The sequence below is a fragment of the Streptomyces sp. STAM6 genome, from assembly GCF_054963715.1.
Genome location: NZ_JBUEFZ010000001.1, coordinates 390,574 through 411,594, shown reverse-complemented (window position 1 = coordinate 411,594; position 21,021 = coordinate 390,574). Strand labels below are relative to the sequence as shown.

Sequence of the window (21,021 nt, the reverse complement as noted above, 5' to 3'; positions counted from 1 at the left end):
GTGCCGTGCTCGACAGCTCTTCCTACGGTGTGCCTATGAGCCAGACCCCGTGCATACGCACCGCCTGCAGCTTCGTCCTCCTGGCCGCCGTGACCGGCGCAACCGCCACCGCGTGCGGCGGTGACGACGGCCATCCGCTCTCCGCGCCCCCGTACGACGCGGCCCGCCAGGTGGCGTTCAACGCGCCGTCGGGCAGCACGAAGGCGGCACTCGACAAGCCGCTCGAAGTCACGGCGCGCGGCAAGGACGGCCGCATCACGGACGTCACCGCCGTCGACGCCAACGGGCACTACCTCGCGGGCGAGCTCGCCGCGGACGGCAGCCGCTGGCGCTCCACGGCCCCGCTGGTCGCCGGCACCCGGTACACGGTCAAGGTCGCCACCGAGGACGGCAAAGGCGCTCCTGGCGCCCGTACGCTGACATTCGAGACCGCGCCCGCCAAGAGCGTCCTCAAGGTCGAATTCGGCCCGGAGGCGGGCAAGTACGGCGTCGGACAGCCCATCACGGCCAAACTGAGCGCCCCCGTCACCACCAAGGAGGGCCGGGAGGCCGTCGAGCGCTCCCTGAAGGTCCGCTCCACGCCCGCCGCCTCGGGCGCCTGGTACTGGGTCGACGACCGGAAACTGCACTTCCGTCCGAAGGAGTACTGGCCGGTCGGCGCGACGGTCCGGGCGACCGCCAATCTCGCGGGCGTCAGGGTCGCGGGCGGCCTCTACGGAGGACAGGTCAAGCCGCTGAAGATCACCATCGGTGACCGCGTCGAGGCCATCACCGACGCCGCGTCGCACCGGATGACGGTCAAGCGGAACGGAAAGGTGATCAACACCATTCCGGTGACCACCGGAAAGCCGGGCTTCTCCACCCGTAACGGGGTGAAGGTCGTGCTGGGCAAGGAGTACTTCGTACGGATGCGCAGCACCACGGTCGGCATCGCCGAGGGCAGCAGCGAGTCGTACGACCTGCCCGTCTACTACGCGACCCGGGTCACCTGGAGTGGTGAGTACGTCCACGCCGCGCCGTGGTCGGTCGGCTCCCAGGGGTACGCCAACGTCAGCCACGGCTGCACGGGCATGTCAACCGCCAACGCCGCCTGGTTCTTCAAGACCATAAACCGCGGTGACCTCGTCACGGTCATCAACAGCGCCGGCAAGGAGATGGACCACTTCGGAAACGGCTTCGGCGACTGGAACCTGGCCTGGGACCGATGGCGCGACGGCAGCGCGGTCCTGGCCGGCACCCGCGAGGGCAGCACCCCCGCCGACCAGGCCCGCCTGCGGCCGCTGTGACCCCCTAGGCCTCCACGGAGAGCCGGCTGCGCACCAGCGCCGCCAGGGCGTCCGCGAACTCCACCGGCTCCACCGGCAGGGTCACCGCGGCGTCCGCGCGGCTCCAGGTGGCCAGCCAGGCGTCCTGCGGGCGGCCGATGAGCAGCAGGACCGGCGGGCAGTCGAAGATCTCGTCCTTGATCTGCCGGCACACGCCCATTCCGCCCGCCGGGACGGCCTCGCCGTCCAGCACGCAGACGTCGACCCCGCCCTCTTCCAGGGCCTTCAGCACGGCCGGCAGCGTGGCGCACTCCAGGTACTCCACCGGGGGAACGTCCGCCGCGGGCCTGCGTCCGGCCGCCAGCCGCACCTGCTCGCGGGTGTTCGCGTCGTCGCTGTAGACCAGTACGGTGGCGCTCGACTGCATTGTTCCTCCGAGTACGTCGGCGGCATGGGGGCAGGAACCGATGCGGCGGATGCTACTCCGTCCAACAGCCTGTCAGCACTGGTTCGGACATGGCTTCGATGGGCCGTTCGGGCTGGACACGGCCCACCAACACACCGAACGGCACCCCCCGGAGTGAGGGCGGGATAAGCGACCGACATAATGTCGGTCGTGGCGACAGCAACGACAGTAGAAACCGGGCACGCGCACCCGTCGGTCAATCGGCCGAACCTCACCAGCGTCGGAACCATCATCTGGCTGAGTTCCGAGCTGATGTTCTTCGCGGCCCTCTTCGCGATGTACTTCACCCTGCGATCGGTGACGGGTGCCGAGTTCTGGGCAGAGAAAGCCGACACGCTGAACTTCCCGTTCTCGGCGACCAACACCACGATCCTGGTGCTCTCCTCGCTCACCTGCCAGCTCGGCGTCTTCGCCGCGGAGCGGGGCGACGTGAAGAAGCTCCGCACGTGGTTCGTGATCACGTTCGTGATGGGTGCGATCTTCATCGGAGGCCAGGTCTTCGAGTACACCGAGCTGGTCAAGCACGAGGGCCTCTCGCTCTCGTCCGACCCGTACGGCTCCGTGTTCTACCTGACCACCGGCTTCCACGGCCTGCACGTGACGGGCGGTCTCATCGCCTTCCTGCTGGTCCTCGGCCGTACGTACGCGGCCAAGAGATTCACTCACGAGCAGGCAACCGCCGCCATCGTCGTGTCCTACTACTGGCACTTCGTCGATGTCGTCTGGATCGGCCTCTTCGCCACGATCTACATGATCAAGTAATCGGGCCCGGCCCGACACATCCAGCAAGCATCGACGCAGAAGATCCTGACACCGGGGTAATCCGTGAAAAAGCTCTCCGCACGACGACGCCATCCGCTGGCGGCGGTCGTCGTCCTACTCCTCGCGCTGGCGGCCACTGGGGGGCTGTACGCCGCGTTCGCGCCCGCGGGCAAGGCGCAGGCAGACGAAACCGCCCAGTCCCTCGCCATCGAGGAGGGCAAGAAGCTCTACACCGTCGGCTGCGCCAGCTGCCACGGAACCGGCGGTCAGGGCACCACTGACGGCCCGAGCCTGGTCGGCGTCGGCTCCGCGGCCGTGGACTTCCAGGTCGGCACCGGCCGTATGCCGGCCCAGCAGCCGGGCGCCCAGGTGCCGAAGAAGAAGGTCATCTACACGCAGGCCGAGATCGACCAGCTCGCCGCGTACGTCGCCTCCCTCGGCGCCGGCCCGATCACGCCGACCGAGAAGCAGTACAGCCCGAACGGGGCGGACATCGCCAAGGGTGGCGACCTGTTCCGCACCAACTGCGCCCAGTGCCACAACTTCACCGGTGAGGGTGGCGCACTGACCAAGGGCAAGTACGCGCCGTCCCTCGAGGGTGTGAGCGAGAAGCACATCTACGAGGCCATGCAGACCGGCCCGCAGAACATGCCGTCCTTCCCCGACACCACGATGCCGGAGAAGGAGAAGAAGGACATCATCGCGTACATCAAGACCGTGAACGGCGATGAGACCCCCACTCCGGGCGGCTTCGCGCTGGGCGGTCTCGGACCGGTCAGCGAGGGCCTGTTCGGCTGGATCTTCGGTCTGGGTTCCCTGATCGCTGTCGCCGTCTGGGTCGCGGCCCACACCGCTAAGGCCAAGAAGTCATGAGTAGCCAAGAGATTTCAGAAGAGAGCCTGCCGAGCAAGCAGGACACCGCGCACGGCACGGCAGTGGCGGAGCACCCGTTCGCCGACCCGGGGCTGCCGCCCCACAAGCCGCGCGTCCAGGACATCGACGAGCGGGCCGCCAAGCGCTCCGAGCGCACGGTCGCCCTGCTGTTCACGATGTCGATGCTGGCCACGATCGGCTTCATCGCCTCGTTCGTGATCTTCCCGGTCGACAAGATCATCTATGTCTGGCCGCTGGGTCACGTCAGCGCGACGAACCTCTCGCTCGGTCTGACGCTGGGCATCGCCCTGTTCTGCATCGGCGCGGGCGCGGTCCACTGGGCCCGCACCCTGATGTCCGACGTGGAGGTCGCCGACGACCGGCACGCCATCGAGGCCACGCCCGAGGTCAAGGCCAAGGTCATGTCGGACTTCGCCGACGGCGCCCGGGAGTCCGCGATCGGCCGCCGTCCGCTGATCCGCAACACCATGCTGGGCGCGCTGGCCATGGTGCCGCTCTCCGGTGTCGTGCTGCTGCGCGAGCTGGGCCCCATGCCCGAGGAGAAGCTCCGCCACACGGGCTGGGCCGAGGGCAAGCAGCTCATCAACATGAACACGAACGAGCCGCTGCGTCCCGAGGACGTCGCCGTCGGCTCGCTCACCTTCGCCAAGCCCGAGGGCCTGGAGGAGAGCGATCACGAGTTCAACACCAAGATCGCCAAGGATGCCCTGATGATCGTCCGGATCATGCCGGAGGACATCAAGGACAAGCGCGAGCTCGAGTGGTCGCACGACGGCATCGTGGCCTTCTCCAAGATCTGCACCCACGTGGGCTGCCCGATCTCCCTGTACGAGCAGCAGACCCACCACGTCCTCTGCCCGTGCCACCAGTCCACCTTCGACCTCTCCGACGGCGCCCGCGTCATCTTCGGCCCGGCCGGGCACGCCCTGCCGCAGCTGCGGATCGGCGTCAATGACAAGGGCTTCCTCGAGGCGCTCGGCGACTTCGACGAGCCCGTCGGTCCTGCATTCTGGGAGCGCGGATGAGCACCACGACCGCAAAGGACGCACAGCGCAAGGCGCCCGCCGGCGAGCGGGTGGCCGACTGGGCGGACGGCCGGCTCGGGATCTACTCCCTGGCCAAGGCCAACATGCGCAAGATCTTCCCGGACCACTGGTCCTTCATGCTGGGTGAGATCTGCCTCTACAGCTTCATCATCATCATCCTCACGGGTGTGTACCTGACGCTGTTCTTCCACCCGAGCATGAACGAGATCGAGTACCACGGCTCGTACGTGCCGATGCAGGGCATCCGCATGACCGAGGCGTACGCCTCGACCCTGGACATCAGCTTCGACGTCCGTGGTGGTCTGCTCATCCGGCAGATCCACCACTGGGCCGCGCTGATCTTCCTCGCGGGCATGTTCGTGCACATGATGCGCGTCTTCTTCACCGGCGCGTTCCGCAAGCCGCGCGAGATCAACTGGCTGTTCGGCTTCCTGCTGTTCGTCCTCGGCATGTTCACCGGTTTCACCGGTTACTCGCTCCCGGACGACCTGCTCTCCGGCACCGGTGTCCGCTTCACGCAGGGCGCGATCCTGTCCGTGCCGATCGTCGGCACGTACATCTCGATGTTCCTGTTCGGCGGCGAGTTCCCGGGGCACGACATCATCGCCCGGTTCTACTCGATCCACATCCTGCTGCTGCCGGGCATCATGCTCGGCCTCGTGGTGGCCCACCTGATCCTGGTCTTCTACCACAAGCACACGCAGTTCCCCGGCCCCGGCCGGACCAACAAGAACGTCGTCGGCATGCCGCTGCTGCCGGTCTACATGGCCAAGGCCGGAGGCTTCTTCTTCCTGGTCTTCGGTGTCATCGCGGTCATCGCGGCGCTCTTCACGATCAACCCGATCTGGGTGCTCGGCCCGTACCGTCCGGACCAGGTGTCCACCGGCGCCCAGCCCGACTGGTACATGGGCTTCGCCGAGGGTCTGATCCGTGTCATGCCGGGCTGGGAGATCAACCTGTGGGGCCACACCCTCGTGCTGGGTGTGTTCATCCCGCTGGTGGTCTTCGGTCTCGTCCTCGGTGCGATCGCGCTCTACCCGTTCATCGAGTCGTGGATCACCGGCGACAAGCGTGAGCACCACCTGCTGGACCGCCCGCGCAACGCGCCGACCCGGACCGCCCTCGGTGTCGCCTGGGTGACGGCCTACATGATCATGCTGATCGGTGGTGGCAACGACATCTTCGCCACCCACTTCCACATGTCGATCAACTCGATCACGTGGTTCGTCCGGATCTTCTACTTCCTGGGCCCGGTCATCGCGTTCATCGTCACCAAGCGGATCTGCCTCGGTCTGCAGCGCCGCGACCGCGACAAGGTGCTGCACGGACGCGAGACCGGCATCATCAAGCGCCTGCCGCACGGTGAGTTCGTCGAGATCCACGAGCCGCTCAGCCAGGCCCAGATGCACGCGCTCACCGCGCACGAGCAGTACGAGCCGGCCGAGCTCGGTCCGCTCGTCGACGAGAACGGTGTGGAGCGCAAGCCCACGCGTCGCGAGAAGCTCCGCGCCAAGCTGAGCAAGGGGTACTTCGGCGAGGGGAACCAGATCCCCAAGGCCACCGCCGAGGAGTTCAAGGAGATCACGAGTGGCCACGGCCACCACTGATCGCCCGTCCCGCTGACCCGAGGGTCGCCACGGCATCGAGCCCCGTCCAATCGCCGGACGGGGCTCTTTGCCGTTCCTCCGCCTCGATAGGGTGGAGTGGTCATTTACCGCACCCGGACACCAGGAGCGACCATGAGCGCTGTGAACCCCGCTGGAGGCGACACCGCGGCGGGCCGTTCCTGGCCCGAGGTGCTGAGCGCACTGCTCGGCGGGCAGGACCTGAGCGCCGGTGACACGGCGTGGGCGATGGACCGCATCATGAGCGGTGAGGCCTCGGACGCCCAGATGGCGGGTCTCCTGGTGGCGCTGCGGGCCAAGGGGGAGACAGTCGAGGAGATCACCGGACTCGTGGAGGCCATGTACGCCCACGCGCAGCCGCTGCACATCCCCGGCCCGGCCGTCGACATCGTGGGTACGGGCGGGGACCGGGCGAGGACCGTCAACATCTCGACGATGTCCGCCATCGTGATCGCCGGTGCGGGCGCGAAGGTCGTCAAGCACGGCAACCGGGCCTCGTCCTCCCAGAGCGGCTCGTCCGACGTGCTGGAGAAGCTCGGCATCAACCTGGACCTGTCACCCGCCCGGGTGGCGCAGGTGGTGGAGGAGGCCGGGATCACCTTCTGCTTCGCGGCCAAGTTCCACCCCTCGATGCGCTTCGTCGGCGGGGTCCGGAGGGACCTGGGGATCCCGACCTCGTTCAACCTCCTCGGCCCGCTGACCAACCCCGCCCGGGTCACCGCGTCGGCGGTCGGCTGCTTCGACACCCGGATGGCGGGACTCATCGCCGGGGTGCTCGCCAAGCGCGGCTCGTCCGCGCTGGTGTTCCGTGGGGACGACGGCCTCGACGAGCTGACGACCACCTCCACCTCCCGCGTGTGGGTGGTCCAGGGCGGCAAGGTCACCGAGGAGGGCTTCGACCCGCGGGACGTCGGCCTCGAACTGGTGCCGGTGGAGGCGCTGCGGGGCGCGGACGCGTCGTACAACGCGGACGTGGCGCGGCGCCTGCTGAGTGGTGAGACCGGGCCGGTGCGGGACGCCGTCCTGCTGAACTCGGCGGCGGCTCTGGTCGCCCTGGAGCCGACCCGGGCGCCGCTGACCGAGCAGATCCGGGCCGGCATGGCGAGAGCCGCGGAGTCGATCGACTCGGGTGCGGCCAAGCGGACGCTGGACCGCTGGGTCGCGGCCAGCAACTCCTGAGCGCGGCAACTCCCCGGCGCCGCACGGCGCGACGCGGGCGCGGTCCGGAGTACGGACCGCGCCTTGCGCACATCGGGACGTGTGGCAAGATGCTCTACAAGGTCATGAGTGACAGCGACCAAGGCCCCGGCCCGCTGTCCGGCAACCCTCCGTCCGTGGCGGGGTGCCCCGGGTGAAGACCAGGCCGCAGGCAGCGAGGTCTGCGGCAAGCGCGGACCCCTGCACACCCTGGGGTCCTGGTCCTCGAGGGAGCAGTCTCGTGAGCAAGCGAATGCGATAGGGCGTATCGCCCCTTTTCCGGCACACCCTTTGCCCTTTTCCGGCACACCCTTTGCCCTTTCCCGTGTCCGCGCCGTGCGGTTTCCCGGCGCGTTGACGCGATCTCGCCTGCTTCGAACCGGAGTTCGCCATGTCTGTCACCGCCGTTGCCGTCGACCAGTCCGTTTGTGCCCCGCTGCCCGTTCTGGGCAGGGATGTCACCGTGCCGCTCGTGACCGGTGGCGAAGTCGGCTACGCCGCGCTCGACTACGCCGCCAGCGCGCCGGCCCTCCAGCGCGTGTGGGACGACGTCGCCGCGTACGCCCCCTACTACGGCAGCGTCCACCGCGGCGCCGGCCACCTCTCCCAGCTGTCCACCGACCTCTTCGAGAACAGCCGCGCGGCCGTGGCCGAGTTCCTGGACTGCCGGACCGGCGACCAGGTGGTCTTCACCCGGTCCACCACCGACTCGCTCAACCTGCTCGCCGCCGTCCTGCCCGCCGGCTGCCAGGTGTTCGTCTTCGAGACCGAGCACCACGCCTCGCTGCTGCCGTGGAAGGACACCCGGGTGACGTACCTCGACGCGCCCCGCACCCCCGGCCAGGCCGTCTCGACGCTGGAGCGCGCCCTCGCCGACCGCGCGGTGACGATCGAAGGGGGCCACGGCCCCGCCCTGGTCTGCGTCACCGGCGCCTCGAACGTGACCGGTGAGCTGTGGCCGGTGAAGGAACTGGCCGCCGCCGCCCACGCCCACGGCGCGCGCATCGTGCTGGACGCCGCGCAGCTCGCCCCCCACCACCCGGTCTCCGTCCGGGAACTCGACGTCGACTGGGTGGCGTTCTCCGGGCACAAGCTGTACGCGCCGTTCGGCTCCGGCGTCCTCGCCGGACGGGCCGACTGGCTGCGGGACGCCGAGCCGTACCTCGCGGGCGGGGGCGCCTCCCGGAAGGTGGCCCGCAGCGCGGACGGGGGCGTGGACGTCGAGTGGCACACCACCGCCGCCCGCCACGAGGCCGGTTCGCCGAACGTCATCGGCGTCTACGCGATCGCCTCCGCCTGCAGGGCCCTCACCGAGGCGGGCTTCGACAGCCTCGTGGCGCGCGAGCGGTACCTCATCGACACCGTGCGCGCCGGACTCGCCGAGGTGCCCGAGGTGAAGGTGCTCTCCCTCTTCGGCGACGACGCCCCGCGCGTCGGTGTCCTCTCCTTCGTCGTCGAGGGCTGGAACAGCTCCCACTTCGCGGCGGCGCTGTCCGCCGAGTACGGCATCGGTGTACGCGACGGGCTGTTCTGCGCCCACCCGCTGGTGCGCACCCTGCTGGGCGGCGACCCGCGGGAGGTCGCCGAGTGCGGTGGCCCCGGCACGGCGCCCGGCGAGCGGAGCGAGGAGGGCGTCCGCCCGGCCGGGGACCGGGGGAGCACCCTGAACGCGATCCGGGTCAGCTTCGGGGCGGGAACGCCGGACGAGCACGTCGAGCGGTTCGTTCGGGCCGTGAAGGAACTCGTGCGGGACGGGGCGCGCTGGAACTACCGCACGGAGGACGGGCGTTGTGTACCCGACCGCGGCTGACCAGGCGCGTCCCCACCAGAACCGTGCGAAGGGCCCGTTCGGTGGCGTCCGCGAGCAGTTCGGCGGCCCGGTCCAGCGCCTCCGACAGGGGGAGGGGCCCGGGCGCGATCGACTCGTAGGCGTCCAGACCCGCCTCGTGCGCGCCCTCGCCCAGGGTGCCGGCCAGGGCGAGAACGGGGACGCCGGCCTCCCGGGCCCGGCGGGCGACCTCGCCCGGGACCTTCCCCCGCACCGTCTGGGCGTCCAGGGCGCCCTCCCCGGTGATCACGAGGTCGGCGCGGGCGAACCGGGCGGCGAGGTCCAGCCCGTCGAGGAGCACCTCGAAGCGGGGCAGTAGCCGGGCGCCGAGGGCCGCGAGGCCCGCCCCCAGCCCGCCGGACGCCCCGGTTCCGGGTGCGGACCGCAGGTCGAGGGCCGGGTCGAACGCCTCGGCCAGTGCCTCCGCCCAGTGGTCCAGGGCGGCCGAGAGCTCCTCCACCTGGCCGGGCGTCGCGCCCTTCTGGGGGCCGAACACCCGGGCCACGCCGCGCTCGCCGCACAGCACGTTGTACGGATTGCACGCCACCAGCAGCTCGGTCCCCGCCAGCCGGGGATCGAGGCCGCTCGTGTCCAGGGTGGCGAGCCCCTTCAACGCGGCCCCTCCGCAGGGCAGTTCCCGCCCGTCGTGGTCGAGCAGCCGGGCGCCGAGCGCCTGGAGCGCCCCGGCGCCCCCGTCGGACGTGCCCGAGTCGCCACAGCCCACCAGGACCCGGCTGGCACCCGAGTCCAGGGCGGCGCCGATGAGTTCCCCCACGCCGTACGTGGTCGTGGCGCCCGGGTCACGGCGGTCCGGCGGCACCAGGGACAACCCGGCGACGGCGGCCATCTCGACGACCGCGGCACCGTCCCCGAGGATCGCGAAATGGCTGTCCACCCGGGCGCCGAGCGGGCCGGTCGCCGCACAGGGCACCAGCCGTCCGCCCGTCGCGGCCGCCAGCGCCTCCGCGGTGCCCTCACCGCCGTCGACCAGCGGGATCAGATCGAGCTCCGCGCCGGGCAGGACCCGCAGGACGCCCTCGGCGATGGACTCGGCGGCCCGGCTCGCGGACAGTGACTCCTTGAAGCCGCTCGGGGCGACGGCGATGCGGTACGTCATGGGTGGGCCTCCATCAGGACGGGCACGCCGAGCAGCGGCCAGACGGTCAGGGCGAAGATCAGGACCAGTCCCGCGGTGAGCGGGGCGAGCACCGCGGACAGCCGCAGCAGGTCGCGCGGGGTGTAGGTGGGCACACCGTCCGGCAGGTCGGCGAAGAGCGCGACCGGCTTGGCGGAGGCGGGCAGGGTGTGGCAGAACCCGGCGGCGGCCGTGGAGGCGAGCGCCGCGGCCACCGGATTGACACCGGCGGCGGCCGCGGCCGCCACGACCAGCGGGACGAGCACCGAGGAGCGGGCCGAGCGGGACTGCAGGACGAGGTGGGCGCCCGTACTGATCACCACCACGGCGCCGAGGAACAGCCACGGCGGCGCGTGCACCGGCAGCTCGGACACCAGCCACTTCGCGGCGCCCGAGTCGGAGAGCGCCACGCCCATCGCCATCGTCGCCGCCATGAACAGCAGCAGCGGCCACGGCACCGTCTTCAAGCCGTCCTTGAGCCGCACGGTACCGAGCGCCGGAGACGCCGCCACCACCGCGCCGATCAGGGCGACGACCGCGGGCGACACCCGGTGCAGCGGCTCGCTGCACCACAGCGCCACCACCGTCGCCAGCAGCAGCGCGCAGCGCGCCTCCGCCGTGGACAGCGGCCCGGTGACGGGGGTGGGGGAGTGCTCCTGGATCTGTTCCACGGTGATGCGCACCGGCGCCCTCCGGTCCCCCCGCGAGGTGGTCGTCCAGAGCACGGCCTCGGCGGCCAGATGCGAACTGACCAGCGCCAGCGGCAGACCGAGCAGCAGCCACTCCACGAACCCGAGTCGCTGCCCGGTCTGCTCCCACAGCACGTTCACGGTGATGAGGTGGGCACCCGCGCCGATCAGGGTCGCCACCGCGGAGAGCAGTACCACCGACGGGAAGAGCAGCGCCAGCATCACGACCAGCCGCCGCCGGTCCGCCAGCACCCTGGCCAGGGCGAGGAACACCGGCAGGGCGAGCGCGGCCCGGCCCGAGGTGGCCGGCACGGCGAACGAGGTGACGACGAGGGCGGCGGTGGTGAGGTGGACCAGCTCCCGGACCGTACGGGCCCCGCTGACCAGGAAGGCCGCCGCCCGTCCGGCCAGCCCCGTCCGGGTGACCGCGGCCGCCAGTACGAAGGCGCAGATCAGCAGCCAGATCGTTTCGTCACCGAGCGTGGCGAAGAGGGTCTCGTTGCTGATCACCCCGGTCGCGGTGAGCGCCAGTCCGGCGCCCAGCGCGATGTACGTGTCGTCGACGGGCGTCGCGATCCAGGCCACGGTGGCGAGGGCGAAGACGGCCAGGGTGAGCCGGGCGTCACCCCCGAGACCGGGGAAGTTGGACGGTACGGCCAGCAGCGCGCACACGCTCAGGCACGCGCAGAGCCATGCCGCCCTGCCGAGGGAGAGGGTCACGGTGACCAGTCTGGATACGGGCCGTGAGTCCCCAATGAGTGCTTTGTGAAGGAAAGTTCATGTGCGGGCGGGTCATGGCATCCGGTAGCCCATTCCGCGCACGGTCTGAAGTCGCTGCGCGCCGAGCTTCTTGCGCAGCGCCCGCACATACACGTCCACGATGTTGGAGCCCGGATCGAAGTCGTACCCCCACACATGGGAGAGGATCTGCTCCCGCGACAGCACCTGGCCCGGGTGGCGCAGGAACAGTTCGAGCAGCACGAACTCCCGGGCCGTCAGATCGACCGTCCGCTCGTCCGCACGGGCCCGGCGGGTGCGCAGATCGAGACTGAGGTCGCCGCTGCGCAGCACCGTCACCTCCGGCGCACGGGCCGCGGTGCGCAGCCGGAGCCGCACCCGCGCCAGCAGCTCCTCGAAGCGGAACGGCTTGGTCATCCAGTCGTCGGCCCCGCCCTCCAGCCCGGCCACCGTGTCCCGCACCGAGTCACGGGCGGTCAGCACGATCACGGGCAGGCTCATCCGGGCCTCGCGCAGCTGGCGCAGCACGGTGAAACCGTCCCGGCCGGGCAGGCCGATGTCCAGGACCATCAGGTCGAAACCGCCGCTGACGGCGTGGTCCAGGGCGGTTTCGCCGTCGCCGGCGACGGTGGTGGTGAAGCCGTTGGCGCGCAGCCCCTTCTCGACGAAGGCGGCGATCCGCTCCTCGTCCTCGGCGATCAGAATGCGGTTCACCGCTCCCCTTCCCTTCCTTCCTCCACGACGAGTACGAACGTGGCCCCGCCGCCCTCGGTGGGGCGCAGTTCGACGCGGCCCCCGCGATGTCCCTCGGCGATGGCCTTGACGATGGACAGCCCGAGTCCGGCGCCGCCGGTGCGCGACCCGCGGCGGGCGGTGCCGCGCCGGAATCGCTCGAAGATGACCTCGGCGTCCTGCGGCGGGACCCCCGGCCCGCTGTCGGCGACATACAGCTCGATGCGGCCGTCGAGCTCCCGCGACCCGATCCGTATCCGCTGACCGGGCACCGTGTGCTGGACGGCGTTGGCCGCCAGCTGGACCATGGCCTGGGTGATGCGCTGCGGGTCCAGCAGGGCCTCGCGGTCGGCGACCCCGTCCAGCACCCAGCGCCGCGCGCCCAGCGCCCTGGCCTTCACGAAGACGTCGGCGGTCAGTTCGGCGAGCTGCACGGGTTCCGGGGTGATGAAGTCGGGGCGCTCGGCCTTGGCGAGCAGCAGCAGGTCCTCGACGATGCGGCTCATCCGGTCCAGCTCGTCGGTCACGAGCCGGACGGTCTCCTTCTGTTCGGCCGGGTCGTCGCCCATCAGCTCCAGGTGCCCCCGCACGATGGTGATGGGCGTGCGCAGCTCGTGGCCGGCGTCGTCGGCGAACTGCCGTTGCGCGGCGAACGCCCGCTCCAGCCGGTCGAGCATGGCGTTGAACGTCTCGGCCAGCGCGGCGATGTCGTCGCGGCCCTGAACCGGGATGCGCCGGGTCAGGTCCTGCTCGGTGAGCTGGGCCGCGGTCTGGCGGACCACCCGTACCGGGGCGAGGATGCGACCCGCCACGGCCCAGCCGATCCCCGTCGTCATCAGCAGTGCCACACCGGAGATCGCGAGCTGGGTGCGGAACGCCTCGGCGGCGATGGCCTGTTCGTGCTCCGGGTGGAAGGCGACGACGAACGCGCCGGGCGGCGCGTTCCCGGCCGAGGAGATGGGCACCTTGGCCCAGCGCACCTCGCCCTCGGGGCGGTCGAGGGTGCCGGACCGCGCCCCGGAGGCGAAGATCCTGGCGAGCGCGTCCCGGTCGCGGTGGAGCGCGAGGGCGCCGGTGGGGAGGTCGCGCGGCTGGCGCAGCACATCGGGCGCCGCGCCGTCGGCGGCCTGGGTCAGACCGAGGAGCTCCTCGTCGGGGTCGGAGTACTGGCGCTGCAGGAACACTTCGAGCAGCCGGCGCGGCTCGGTGAAGGGTGCGCCGCTGTGGGGGTCCACGCCCTGGTCGACGAAGTTCGCGAACTCGCGGGTCTCCTGGGTCAGCAGCTGGCTGATCCGGTGGTCCACGTCCCGCAGCAGGATCGAGCGGGTGGTCATGGCGACGGCCGCGAGCGCCACGCCCATCACGAGAAGCAGCCAGAGCAGGATGCGTACGCGGGCGGAGATACGGCGGTCAGCTGTCGTCACCGACGTCGTCACCGAAGTCGTCCTCGTCGCCGCCGGTGGCCGGGGGGCCCGGTACGACGGCGTCGGTGGGTGTCCCGGCCGGCGGCCGGGCGGGGGTCGCGGCAGGGGTGCCGGGTGAGCTCTCCCGGGGCGGGGCGGCGGGTGTGTCGGCGGAGCCGCTCCCGGGCGAGGTGGGAGGTGTCCCGGCCGGGCGCGGGCCGCCGGGCGACGAGGGTCCGGGCAGTAAGGCCCCGGACGACGGCGCGGGCGATGAGGGCACCGCGGACGGCAGGCCGGCCGGCGACGAGCCGGCCGGGGAGGACCCGCCGGGCCCCGGCCGCGTGGAGGGGCCGAGCTCCACCTCGGGCGGCACCCTGGGGGCCTCCGAGGTGTCCGTCAGGGTGTAACTGGTGGCCGCGATGCCGAGCGGGATGGCGACGACGGCGGCGAGGGTCGCCAGACGGTGGGAGAAGGCCATGGCCCCATCCTGGGCGCGCGGTACGTCCGGGCGAATGAGCGCCGGATGAAGGCTCCTTCATGAAACGGGCGTTCCGGGGCCACCCCGTGGGGGCATCCCGGGGGCGGTCGCCGCCCCTACGCGTCGAGACCGATCGCGAACGCCGCCTCCAGGTCGTGCTGCGAGTACGTACGGAACGCGACGTGGGTGTCCGTCGCCTCCACGCCGGGAATCTTGCTGATCCGGCCGGGGATGACGTCCGCCAGGTCGTCGTGGCGGGCGACCCGGACCATGGCGATGAGGTCGTACGTACCGGTGACGGAGAAGACCTCGCTGACGCTGTCCAGCGCGGCGATCGACTCGGCGATCTCGGGGATGCGGTCCACGCTGGTCTTGATGAGCACGATCGCGGTGATCACGGCTGTCCTTCTCCCTCGGTGGCCGCTGCTTGGGCCTTCACTCTAGCCCCCGTGCGGAACCTGGCCCACGCGTAGAGGAAGCCCAGCGCGAACCCCACCACGTGGGACAGGTACGCCACACCGGGACCCGTGCCCGCGTTCCGCGCCGCGACCCACTGCAGGACGAACCAGAAGATCAGCACGATCCAGGCGGGGAAGCGCAGCGGCAGGAAGAAGAGGAAGGGGAAGAGGCTGGTGACCCGGGTCCTGGGGAAGAGCCGCAGGAACGCGCCGAGCACCGCCGAGATCGCCCCCGACGCCCCGACCAGGGTCTGTTCCGAGTGCGCGTGCGCCACGGCGTACGCGACCAGGGCGAGGTATCCGCAGCCGACGTAGAAGAGGCAGAACTCCGTGTGCCCCATCCGCTCCTCGGCCATCGCTCCGAATACATACAAGAAGAGCATGTTTCCGAGCAGATGAAGCCAACTGCCGCTCACGAACAGAGCGGTCAGGGGCGTCAGCAGGGCCTCGGGGGAGCCGCTCAGCAGCTCGGCCGGGATCACGCCCCAGCGCCGGAAGTACCCGTTCTGCGCGGCCAGCGCCTCGTCCCCGGTGCCGTGCCCGGTGGACAGTCCCGACACCGGACTGACCAGGAAGATCAGGAAGCACGCACCGATCAGCCCGTAGGTCAGGGTCGGTCCCGTGACCGCAGCCCGGACCGTTTCCCGGACCGTTTCCCGGGCCGCCCGCACCGCCGACCGGACCGCCTCACGGACCACTCTCCGCTGATCGATCATGGACAGATCATGACGTAAAGGGAGCGAGCGGGACAGGGTGCCTCGCCGCGCCACAGGGGTACCCGTGAGGCCGTAGGGTTACGGGCAGTACATCCGCAGTTCGACGGCGCACCGCGGCTCCCGCACCCGGCACAACCGCATGACGAAAGAGGACGGCACGATGACGACGGTTCCCATGCCGACCGCCGAGACCCGCTGGCGCTGCACGCTGTGCGGCAATCTGACGCGCTTCGACGTCACCCGCTCCTCGAAGGTCGTGGAGTACGTCCATCTGGACCTCGCCGGGGAGCCGAAGATCGAGGAGCGCGAGGTGGTCAGTGAGACCATCGAGTCGGTCCGCTGCCGCTGGTGCAACGCGGTGGACCAGATCGAGCTGGTGGACAGGCCGGGCGCGGCGGGTGCGGACTCCCGGGACGCGCGGGATTCCTGAGCAAGCGGCCCGACAGGGCGAGGACGGACGGGTAGTGGGGTGACGGATCGTGGAGCAGCCCGCAAGCGGTGCTGAACCGGCCGGTGCGGCCGGTGACGCCGCCGAGGCGCTCGACCGCCCGCTGCCCGAAGGTGTGCGGCGCCGGGTCGTCGCGCTCGTCTCGGACGCCTTCGGCGAGCTGACCGTCGGGGAACTGCCCGCCCAGCTGAGGCAGTACGCCCGGTTCACCCCGTCCCGTCGCGCCAAGTTCGCGGGCAACGCGATGGCGGCCGCCCTGGAGGGCGATCCGCTGTTCCGCCAGCGGATCGGCGAGCGGCTCAAGGAGGGCCAGCCCGAGCTGGTCGGTGCCGTCGAGTCCGGCGCGCCCCCGGCCGCCGCCGACCCGGTCGACGTCGCCGCGGTCGCCTATGTGCTGCGCCCCACCGGCTGGGTCAAGCTCGTCGCCGCCGCGGGCGAAGAGGCCCAGCGCGCCGACGCCGAGCGCGCCGACGAGGCGGGCCGGCGCGAGCTGGAGCGGCTGCGCGAGGAGCTCGCCGAGGCCCGAGACCGGTCCAGGACCGAGACCGAACGGCTGCGCACCGAACTGGAGGCGGCCCGCAGGGAAGCGGAATCGCTTCAGCGCAAGCTGCGCAGCGCCCAGAGCGATGTGAAGCGCGGGGAGGCCGCCCTGCGCCGCACGCAGGGCGAGATCGACGGCATCCGGGCCGAGGCGGCCGCCCAGGTGTCCGCCTCCGAGAGCGAGACCCGCCGCCTCAAGGCACGGCTCGGCGAGACCGAGGCGGCCCTGGAGGCCAGCCGCCGGGCCGCCCGCGAGGGCCGCTCGGTCGAGGACATGCGGCTGCGGCTGCTGCTGGACACCGTCCTGGAGTCGGCCCAGGGCCTCCGCCGCGAACTGGCGCTGCCCCCGGTCTCCGTGCACCCGGCGGACACCGTCGACGCCGTGGAGCCCGGCCGGATGTCGCCCAAGGACATCGCGGCCCGCGCGCTCTCGGAGACCGACCCGGCGCTGCTCGACCAGCTGCTCGCGCTCCCGCAGGTGCATCTGGTCGTCGACGGCTACAACGTCACCAAGACCGGCTATCCGACCATGCCCCTGGAGAAGCAGCGGCTGCGGCTGCTCGGCGGGCTGTCCGCTCTGGCCGCCCGCTCGGGCGCGGAGATCACCTGCGTCTTCGACGGTGCCGAGCTGGCCGCCCCGGTGCTCCTCGCGCCGCCGCGCGGGGTGCGGGTGCTGTTCTCCAAGCCGGGGGTCACCGCGGACGAACTGATCCGTCAGCTGGTGCGGGCGGAGCCGCCGGGCCGGCCCGTGGTGGTCGTCTCCACCGACCGTGAGGTCGCCGACGGAGTCGCCAAGTCCGGTGCCAGGCCCGTCGCGTCCGCCTTGCTGCTTAAGCGGCTTTCGCGCGCCTCGTAACTCCTGGGCACAATGCCCGAATTGAACCCCCGGCTGGGGGACGTACCGTCAACTCCTCATGACACAGCGTGGAACGTATGTAAAGAATGTGACTCCCGGGCGAGATTTTTCTCATGAGGATTTGAACTGATCACAAGATGGTCACTAGGGTCTGGCCTCGAACCTTCGCGCAGGTGATCACTCAACCGGGGTGACAGCGAAGAAACCGCCTTGTCCGCACCATTTCGGACGGTAGGCGGCTCGAGGAAGAAGGAGCCGTCCTTCGTGGCGTCCCACCGTCGTCCCAAGCAGCCGAGCCGCACCCGTGTGACCGTGCTCACCGCGACCGCCGCCGCTGCCGTCGCGCTGACCTCCCAGACCGCTCAGGCCGCGCCGACGCCGAGCAAGAGCGAGGTCAAGGCCAAGGTCGACAAGCTCTACCACGAGGCCGAGGAGGCCACGGAGCAGCACAGCCTCGCGGACGAGCGCCGGACCAAGCTGCAGAAGGAGGCCGACGCCCTCCAGGACAAGGTCGCCCGAGGCCAGCAGGAGCTCAACGAGCTGCGCGACAGCATCGGTTCGGTGGCCAGTGCCCAGTACCGCTCCGGCGGTATCGACCCGGCGCTCCAGCTCTTCCTCTCCTCCGACCCCGACACCTACCTGGACAAGGCGTCCGCCGTCGACCAGCTGAGCGCCAAGCAGGCGGACACGCTGGAGGCCATCCAGAACAAGCAGCGGGTCCTGGCCCAGCAGCGTGCCGAGGCCACGGCCAAGCTCGCCGACCTCGAGGACGTCCGCAAGACGCTCGGCGAGAAGAAGAAGGCGATCCAGGGCAAGCTCGCCGAGGCGCAGAAGCTCCTCAACACGCTGACCGCCGAAGAGCGCGCCAAGATGCAGGAGGAGGAGCAGCGCGCCAGCCGCGAGGCCGGCGACCGCGTCGACCTCGGCAACGAGGTGCCCGCCTCCCAGCGCGGCGCCGCCGCCCTCGCGGCCGCCGACACCCAGGTCGGCAAGCCGTACGTCTCCGGCGCCGAGGGCCCCAACTCCTACGACTGCTCGGGCCTGACGCAGTGGGCCTACCGCCAGGCCGGCGTGAGCCTGACCCGCACCACCTACACCCAGCAGAACGACGGCGTGAAGATCGGCCGCAGCCAGCTCAAGCCGGGCGACCTCGTCTTCTTCAACAGCCTGTCCCACGTGGGCCTGTACGCGGGCAACAACACCGTGCTCCACGCGCCCAAGCCGGGCGCCTACGTGCGCTACGAGTCGATGGACTGGCTCGGCGACTTCCAGTTCGGCGTGCGCGTCTGACACCCGCGCCTACCCGGCTGACGCGCCCGAATCGCGCGCCCGATCGGGTGGTTTGCCGTCCTCAGAGCTGACGCTCCGCCCCGTCGATGACCTTGTGGTCTCCGGCGGGGCGTCGCTGTTCGAACCCGAACGGCCGTTGGCCGCCTCCGTAGTCGCCCGGCTACTGTCTGCCGCGCGACAGCCCGCACCCCCGCGTGCTGCGCACCACCTGCGTACAGCTGAAGGGAGCGCGGTCCGTGGCGTCCCATCGCCGGTCCTCTTCGTCATCCTCGGCGTCCTCGTCCCGGGCGGTCGCCCGGAGCGCTAAGGTCACCGTCCTCACCGCGGCGGCGGCCACCGCCGCCGCGCTGGGTGCCGCCCCCGCGGGTGCCGCCCCCGCCGACCCGGCCGAGACCACCCGGGCCAAGGTCGACCGGCTCTACGCCGAGGCGGAGAAGGCGACCGAGGGCTTCAACAAGGCCGACGAGCGCACCAAGGCGCTGCGTGAGCGGGTGGACCGGGCCCGGGACAGCGCGGCCCGCGGGCAGGAACGCATCAACCGCATGCGCGGCGCGCTCGGTGCCGTGGCCGGCGCCCAGTACCGCTCCGGGGGCATGGACCCCGCCCTCGCGCTGATGCTCTCCGAGGACCCCGACACCTACCTCGACAAGGCCGCCGCCCTCGACCGCGCCAGCGAACGCCAGGCCACGGCCCTGGACGAGCTCCGGCGCGCCCAGCGTCAACTGGCCCAGGAGCGGGCCGAGGCCGGCCGCACCCTGGCCGAGCTGGAGGCCTCCCGGGCCGTCGTGGCCCGCCACAAGCGCACCGTGGAGCACAAACTCGCCGAGGCACGGGCGCTGTTGAACGCCCTGCCCACCGTTGAGCGCGAGACCCTCGACCGGGCCGACCGCGCCGATCGCTCGGGGCGCGCGGACGACCTGATCCCCTTCGTGGGCGAAATCGTCAACGGCCGGGCGGCCGCCGCGGTCCAGGCCGCCCAGTCGGCCGTCGGCAAGCCCTATGTGTGGGGCGCCAACGGCCCCGACGGCTTCGACTGTTCCGGCCTCATGCAGTGGTCCTACGCCCAGGCCGGCGTGAGCCTGCCGCGCACCTCGCAGGGGCAGCGCGACGCCGGCCGGCACGTCCCGCTGTCCGAGGCCCAGCCCGGCGACCTGGTCACCTATCGCTCGGACGCCAGCCACGTGGGGATGTACATGGGCAACGGCCAGGTCGTCCACGCGCCCTATCCCGGCGCTCCGGTCCGCTACGACCCCGTGGGCATGATGCCCATCTCGGCGGTCACCCGGGTCTGACCCGTACGATCGGGAGGATGGTGGGCCGGAGGCGGGTTGTGGCGGTGGCGCTCGGCGCCGTGCTGCTCGGCGGCTGTGCCGCTCAGGCCGGGCCCGACCCGACCACCCCCGAGATCCAGTCGGCACTGGACCGGCGGGCCGCCGCCGTCCGCGCCGGCGACCTCGCCGAAGTACCGCTGAGCCACTGGTCCTACCGGGTCACCGGGATACGCCGGGACGGCGACCGGGCCACCGCCCGCGCCGAACTGAGCTACCGCATCGCCGGGTACGACAGCGGGTCGGCGACCAGCGAGCGGGCCGTGGAGTTCGCCCGGCGGGACGGGCGCTGGCAGGTGGTCGCCGACCGGCCCGCGAACGCCGCCGCCCGGCAGCTGTGGGAGCAGGGCGACATCGACGTCGTACGGGGAAGGCGGAGCCTCGTCCTCGGTGTCGGGCACGACGAGGCGCGGCTGCGGTCGATCGCGGCGCTCGCGGACCGGGCGGTGCCCGCCGTGTCCGCCGCCTGGCCCGAGCGGTGGGCCGGACGCGTGGTGGTGCTGGTGCCGGCCTCCCTGGAGGCGATGGGCGGGCTGCTCGGCGCGCCGGCGGCCGGGTACCGCGGCATCGCCGCGGTGACCACGGGCGAGGCGGGCGGCGGACCGGACGCCCCGGCGGACCGGGTGATCGTCAACCCGGAGGCGTACGGCGTGCTCGGCGAGTTCGGGCAGACCATGGTGCTCACCCACGAGACGGCCCACGTGGCGACCCGCGCCCACACCTCCGCGGCCACCCCGATGTGGCTGTCGGAGGGGTTCGCCGACTGGGCGGCCTACCGCGGCACGGACCGGTCGCCGGTCCAGGCCGCCCCCGAGCTGCGCGAGGCGGTACGGGCGGGCGACACCCCGGCCGCGCTCCCCTCCGACGACGACTTCTCCTTCGACGGCGACGCCGGGGCGCTGGCCCGCGCCTACGAGGGGGGATGGCTGGCCTGCGAGCTCGTCGCCGAACGGTGGGGCGAACGGAAGCTCACCGACTTCTACCGCGCGGTGGGCGCACACCCCGGGCGCGCGGGCGCGGTGGAGAAGGCACTGCGCGATGTGCTGGGGACGGCCCCGGAGGATTTCACCGCCCAGTGGCGCGGATATCTGCGGGAACGTCTGGGCTGAGCCGGGCTGAGCGGCGCT

At 71.4% G+C, this 21,021-nt stretch carries 18 protein-coding genes, 2 pseudogenes and 1 riboswitch; of the genes and pseudogenes, 12 read left to right on the top strand and 8 right to left on the bottom strand.

Features of this window, described 5'->3' with window-relative positions:
- Nucleotides 1–35: 35 nt before the first annotated feature.
- Entirely contained in the window at nucleotides 36–1,286 is a 1,251-nt protein-coding gene (locus tag ACY34K_RS01905) for a L,D-transpeptidase (protein WP_462742439.1), read from the top strand.
- Between the two features lie 4 nt (nucleotides 1,287–1,290).
- Here ACY34K_RS01905 and ACY34K_RS01900 read toward each other — a convergent pair whose 3' ends face one another.
- On the bottom strand, nucleotides 1,291–1,692 hold the full coding sequence (locus ACY34K_RS01900) for a hypothetical protein (protein ID WP_462742436.1): 402 nt from the start codon (nucleotides 1,690–1,692) through the stop codon (nucleotides 1,291–1,293).
- 180 nt (nucleotides 1,693–1,872) lie between these two features.
- On the opposite strand from ACY34K_RS01900, the gene ctaE reads away from it, so the two are divergent.
- The 6 genes from ctaE (at nucleotide 1,873) to ACY34K_RS01870 (ending at nucleotide 9,065) form a co-directional block, all read left to right on the top strand.
- Nucleotides 1,873–2,493: an aa3-type cytochrome oxidase subunit III gene (gene ctaE, locus ACY34K_RS01895; RefSeq protein WP_064071066.1), complete on the top strand. Its 621-nt coding sequence runs from the start codon at nucleotides 1,873–1,875 to the stop codon at nucleotides 2,491–2,493.
- Nucleotides 2,494–2,556: 63 nt separating this feature from the next.
- Nucleotides 2,557–3,366 (top strand): cytochrome bc1 complex diheme cytochrome c subunit, encoded by an 810-nt coding sequence (qcrC, locus tag ACY34K_RS01890; RefSeq protein WP_462742433.1) that lies wholly within the window; start codon nucleotides 2,557–2,559, stop codon nucleotides 3,364–3,366.
- A complete protein-coding gene (qcrA, locus tag ACY34K_RS01885) occupies nucleotides 3,363–4,412 on the top strand; it encodes a cytochrome bc1 complex Rieske iron-sulfur subunit (protein ID WP_462742430.1) in 1,050 nt (349 codons plus the stop codon). Before qcrC ends, qcrA begins: the two co-directional genes overlap by 4 nt.
- On the top strand, nucleotides 4,409–6,040 hold the full coding sequence (gene qcrB, locus ACY34K_RS01880; protein ID WP_462742427.1) for a cytochrome bc1 complex cytochrome b subunit: 1,632 nt from the start codon (nucleotides 4,409–4,411) through the stop codon (nucleotides 6,038–6,040). Before qcrA ends, qcrB begins: the two co-directional genes overlap by 4 nt.
- Nucleotides 6,041–6,172: 132 nt before the next feature.
- Nucleotides 6,173–7,237, top strand: a complete 1,065-nt coding sequence (gene trpD / locus ACY34K_RS01875; protein ID WP_462742424.1) for an anthranilate phosphoribosyltransferase — start codon at nucleotides 6,173–6,175, stop codon at nucleotides 7,235–7,237.
- Nucleotides 7,238–7,337: 100 nt separating this feature from the next.
- Nucleotides 7,338–7,455, top strand: a riboswitch (SAM riboswitch).
- A 191-nt stretch (nucleotides 7,456–7,646) separates the two neighbouring features.
- On the top strand, nucleotides 7,647–9,065 hold the full coding sequence (locus ACY34K_RS01870; RefSeq protein ID WP_462742422.1) for an aminotransferase class V-fold PLP-dependent enzyme: 1,419 nt from the start codon (nucleotides 7,647–7,649) through the stop codon (nucleotides 9,063–9,065).
- Here ACY34K_RS01870 and ACY34K_RS01865 read toward each other — a convergent pair.
- The 7 genes and pseudogenes from ACY34K_RS01865 to ACY34K_RS01835 all read right to left on the bottom strand — a co-directional run.
- Nucleotides 9,064–10,200: pseudogene (locus ACY34K_RS01865) on the bottom strand (glycerate kinase family protein); the annotation flags it as partial. The gene ACY34K_RS01870 and the pseudogene ACY34K_RS01865 overlap by 2 nt on opposite strands.
- Nucleotides 10,197–11,627 carry an SLC13 family permease gene (locus ACY34K_RS01860; protein WP_462742419.1) on the bottom strand — a complete coding sequence of 477 codons (1,431 nt, stop codon included), beginning with the start codon at nucleotides 11,625–11,627 and terminating at the stop codon, nucleotides 10,197–10,199. The gene ACY34K_RS01860 and the pseudogene ACY34K_RS01865, both read right to left, overlap by 4 nt.
- A gap of 72 nt (nucleotides 11,628–11,699) precedes the next feature.
- Nucleotides 11,700–12,359: a response regulator transcription factor gene (locus ACY34K_RS01855; protein ID WP_462742416.1), complete on the bottom strand. Its 660-nt coding sequence runs from the start codon at nucleotides 12,357–12,359 to the stop codon at nucleotides 11,700–11,702.
- A complete protein-coding gene (locus ACY34K_RS01850; protein ID WP_462742761.1) occupies nucleotides 12,356–13,738 on the bottom strand; it encodes a sensor histidine kinase in 1,383 nt (460 codons plus the stop codon). The genes ACY34K_RS01855 and ACY34K_RS01850 overlap by 4 nt, the downstream gene beginning before the upstream one ends.
- A gap of 385 nt (nucleotides 13,739–14,123) precedes the next feature.
- A pseudogene (locus tag ACY34K_RS01845) lies at nucleotides 14,124–14,258 on the bottom strand (small hydrophilic protein); the annotation flags it as partial.
- Nucleotides 14,259–14,374: 116 nt separating this feature from the next.
- A complete protein-coding gene (locus tag ACY34K_RS01840; protein WP_356737186.1) occupies nucleotides 14,375–14,656 on the bottom strand; it encodes an Lrp/AsnC family transcriptional regulator in 282 nt (93 codons plus the stop codon).
- Nucleotides 14,653–15,432 (bottom strand): rhomboid family intramembrane serine protease, encoded by a 780-nt coding sequence (locus tag ACY34K_RS01835; RefSeq protein ID WP_462742411.1) that lies wholly within the window; start codon nucleotides 15,430–15,432, stop codon nucleotides 14,653–14,655. Before ACY34K_RS01835 ends, ACY34K_RS01840 begins: the two co-directional genes overlap by 4 nt.
- Nucleotides 15,433–15,592: 160 nt before the next feature.
- On the opposite strand from ACY34K_RS01835, the gene ACY34K_RS01830 reads away from it, so the two are divergent.
- From ACY34K_RS01830 to ACY34K_RS01810, 5 genes are all read left to right on the top strand, one after another.
- Nucleotides 15,593–15,862 carry a hypothetical protein gene (locus tag ACY34K_RS01830; RefSeq protein WP_462742408.1) on the top strand — a complete coding sequence of 90 codons (270 nt, stop codon included), beginning with the start codon at nucleotides 15,593–15,595 and terminating at the stop codon, nucleotides 15,860–15,862.
- Nucleotides 15,863–15,911: 49 nt separating this feature from the next.
- A complete protein-coding gene (locus tag ACY34K_RS01825; RefSeq protein ID WP_462742405.1) occupies nucleotides 15,912–17,276 on the top strand; it encodes an NYN domain-containing protein in 1,365 nt (454 codons plus the stop codon).
- 264 nt (nucleotides 17,277–17,540) lie between these two features.
- The gene (locus tag ACY34K_RS01820; RefSeq protein ID WP_462742402.1) at nucleotides 17,541–18,566 is read left to right on the top strand and encodes a C40 family peptidase; all 1,026 of its coding nucleotides are present in this window, start codon (nucleotides 17,541–17,543) and stop codon (nucleotides 18,564–18,566) included.
- Between the two features lie 236 nt (nucleotides 18,567–18,802).
- Complete coding sequence (locus tag ACY34K_RS01815) at nucleotides 18,803–19,858, top strand: C40 family peptidase (protein WP_462742399.1); 1,056 nt, start codon at nucleotides 18,803–18,805, stop codon at nucleotides 19,856–19,858.
- 17 nt (nucleotides 19,859–19,875) lie between these two features.
- A complete protein-coding gene (locus ACY34K_RS01810; RefSeq protein ID WP_462742396.1) occupies nucleotides 19,876–21,003 on the top strand; it encodes a hypothetical protein in 1,128 nt (375 codons plus the stop codon).
- The last annotated feature ends 18 nt before the right edge of the window (nucleotides 21,004–21,021 follow it).

Bases quoted from the DNA above. Each gene is read 5' to 3' on its own strand.
- ACY34K_RS01905 (WP_462742439.1), top strand. From the start codon at position 36: ATGAGCCAGACCCCGTGCATACGCACCGCCTGCAGCTTCGTCCTCCTG.
- ACY34K_RS01900 (WP_462742436.1), bottom strand. From the start codon at position 1,692: ATGCAGTCGAGCGCCACCGTACTGGTCTACAGCGACGACGCGAACACC.
- ctaE (WP_064071066.1), top strand. From the start codon at position 1,873: ATGTCGGTCGTGGCGACAGCAACGACAGTAGAAACCGGGCACGCGCAC.
- qcrA (WP_462742430.1), top strand. From the start codon at position 3,363: ATGAGTAGCCAAGAGATTTCAGAAGAGAGCCTGCCGAGCAAGCAGGAC.
- qcrB (WP_462742427.1), top strand. From the start codon at position 4,409: ATGAGCACCACGACCGCAAAGGACGCACAGCGCAAGGCGCCCGCCGGC.
- trpD (WP_462742424.1), top strand. From the start codon at position 6,173: ATGAGCGCTGTGAACCCCGCTGGAGGCGACACCGCGGCGGGCCGTTCC.
- ACY34K_RS01870 (WP_462742422.1), top strand. From the start codon at position 7,647: ATGTCTGTCACCGCCGTTGCCGTCGACCAGTCCGTTTGTGCCCCGCTG.
- ACY34K_RS01850 (WP_462742761.1), bottom strand. From the start codon at position 13,738: ATGGGCGTGGCGCTCGCGGCCGTCGCCATGACCACCCGCTCGATCCTG.
- ACY34K_RS01835 (WP_462742411.1), bottom strand. From the start codon at position 15,432: ATGATCGATCAGCGGAGAGTGGTCCGTGAGGCGGTCCGGTCGGCGGTG.
- ACY34K_RS01830 (WP_462742408.1), top strand. From the start codon at position 15,593: ATGACGACGGTTCCCATGCCGACCGCCGAGACCCGCTGGCGCTGCACG.
- ACY34K_RS01810 (WP_462742396.1), top strand. From the start codon at position 19,876: ATGGTGGGCCGGAGGCGGGTTGTGGCGGTGGCGCTCGGCGCCGTGCTG.